2 protein-coding genes are annotated in these 1,441 nt (G+C 50.9%); both read right to left on the minus strand.

What is annotated here, in order from left to right; all coding sequences use genetic code 11:
* Positions 1-37: 37 nt before the first annotated feature.
* On the minus strand, positions 38-934 hold the full coding sequence (locus tag KNQ15_RS16530) for an IS3 family transposase (protein WP_483299360.1): 897 nt from the start codon (positions 932-934) through the stop codon (positions 38-40).
* Positions 877-1,386 carry a helix-turn-helix domain-containing protein gene (locus KNQ15_RS17095; RefSeq protein ID WP_029341908.1) on the minus strand — a complete coding sequence of 170 codons (510 nt, stop codon included), beginning with the start codon at positions 1,384-1,386 and terminating at the stop codon, positions 877-879. Before KNQ15_RS17095 ends, KNQ15_RS16530 begins: the two co-directional genes overlap by 58 nt.
* Positions 1,387-1,441 lie beyond the last annotated feature (55 nt).

Raw genomic sequence — 1,441 nt, forward strand, 5'->3', positions numbered from 1 at the left:
TGAACTGAACCAAAAAAGTTAGACAATAAATAATTTGTCAGGCGACCTTGAGGACCTGAGTCCGGTATTCCACCGGGCTCAGGTTTTTTAGTCGTCTCTTGATACGACGATGGTTATAGTACTCGATGTAACGCTCGAGCTCACATTTGAAGTGGTCCATGTCATCGAACTCCTTGAGATACAGGAGCTCTGACTTGAGCACAGCGAAGAAGCTTTCGATGGCTGCGTTGTCGAGGCAGTTGCCCTTACGGGACATGCTTTGCGTAATACCGTGCTCGTGAAGCGTACCGACGAACGCTCGATATTGATAATGCCACCCTTGGTCGGAATGCAGAATCGGTCGGGCTTTCCCGTCGAGCTTCCCGATTGCCTGATCCAACATTTCACCAACGAATTGATAGGTAGGGCGGTCCGATAGGGTATAAGCAATGATCTCACGATTTCCCAAGTCCATCATCGGCGAGAGGTAGAGTTTCTCCCCGAACAGGTGAAACTCAGTGACGTCAGTCACCCATTTCTGGTTCAGGCCGGTGGCCTTGAAGTCACGTTGGAGAAGATTCGGTGCGACCTTTCCGACCCGTCCTTTATAGGAGCGGTATCGCTTCATACGGACAAGACATTTTAGACCGAGTTCATTCATGAGACGGCGTACGGTCTTCGGATCGTGCCGGAAGCCTTGGCGTTCGAGAAGTGCGTGGATGCGACGATAGCCACATCGTCCCTGGTGTTCGTGGAAGAGAGTATGGATAGCTGTCTTCACCTCCGCATACTTGTCCTCGCCCGTCAGGCGCGTCCGCCAATAGTAATAGACGCTTCGTGCCATACCGAGCACGCGAAGGAGTCCCGGAACGGGATAGACTGACCGCAATTCGTCGATTACTTGTGCCTTGATCCGGTTCGTCGCGCATTCTCTTCTTGAACCAAGGCTTTCAATTTTTTTAACGCAGCGTTCTCCATCTCGAGATACTCGATCCGCTCTTTGAGCTTCTCGACTTCTGTCATCTCTTCAAATTCCTTCTTCTTGCGTCTCGCCATCGGGGCACGTCCTTTCGGTCTGGCGACCAGACCTGCGGTCCCTTCCCGTTCATACGTCGATCGCCATCTCGAGATCGTCCCTGGGGAAGAAATTCGGTACTTTACGGCCGCCTCTATATTGGACAGCCTGTTGGTCACCATGTCGTTTAATACCTCCAGTTTAAATGCCAGCGAGTGGCTTGTATAGGAAGGATCGAAGATCGTTTCCCCCCAACGCTCATAGAGACGCGACCACTCGCGGATCAGTTCACGTGCTATCCCGAATTCTATCGCTACACCTCGGTATCCGTCTCGTCCTGTCAGATAACGCTCAGCGACTTGGACTTTAAACGCCTTTGTATATTTGACCATAAAAAACACCCCATAAAAGTTGGATTTTTATGTCCAACTTTTATGGGGCAGTTCA

It is taken from the genome of Exiguobacterium sp. s168 (assembly GCF_018619035.1).
Classification (GTDB): Bacteria; Bacillota; Bacilli; order Exiguobacteriales; family Exiguobacteriaceae; genus Exiguobacterium_A; species Exiguobacterium_A acetylicum.